The organism is Aromatoleum evansii (assembly GCF_012910805.1).
Taxonomy (GTDB): domain Bacteria; phylum Pseudomonadota; class Gammaproteobacteria; order Burkholderiales; family Rhodocyclaceae; genus Aromatoleum; species Aromatoleum evansii.
This window is the reverse complement of record NZ_WTVK01000267.1, coordinates 1-410: the sequence shown is the minus strand read 5'-3', so window position 1 is coordinate 410 and position 410 is coordinate 1. Positions and strand designations below refer to the sequence as shown.

The window sequence follows — 410 nt, the reverse complement described above, 5'->3', positions numbered from 1 at the left end:
GTGCCGGCCGATGTCGGTCGCGAACGACGCCGCGTCGTCACCGCAGGCGTCGAGGTCGCGGGCGAACGAGGTGAGGACGCTGCGGCAATGGTCGGCCGCACCGGACGCCCACTGCGTCGTCGTGATGGTCGCGCGCAGATCCGTGGCGGACTGTGCGAGGTCGCTCGAGAGCAGGTCGGCTCGCCGCTGCTGCGCCCGGATGTCGTCTCCGAGAGTGCTCATGACGGCGACGCTAGGTCCCCGCATCGCCCCCGCGCAGCCCGGGCAACGCGACCCTGTGGATCAGCCCTCCCGAGGGCGCCGAAACGGCCCGTGGCCGTCACTGCCTGTGGATGACGAGGCCGCGCCGCCGGTCCGCCTCGTCATCCAGATGCACCCGGGTGCATCTGGACGCACGAGGCGGGGGCGTG

Annotated in this window: 1 protein-coding gene; it reads right to left on the bottom strand. The window is 72.7% G+C overall.

Going from position 1 to position 410, the window contains the following annotated elements; all coding sequences use genetic code 11:
• A partial coding sequence (locus GO615_RS30055) for a hypothetical protein (protein WP_169133107.1) occupies positions 1 to 222 on the bottom strand: 222 nt, incomplete at its 3' end.
• Between the last annotated feature and the right edge of the window lie 188 nt (positions 223 to 410).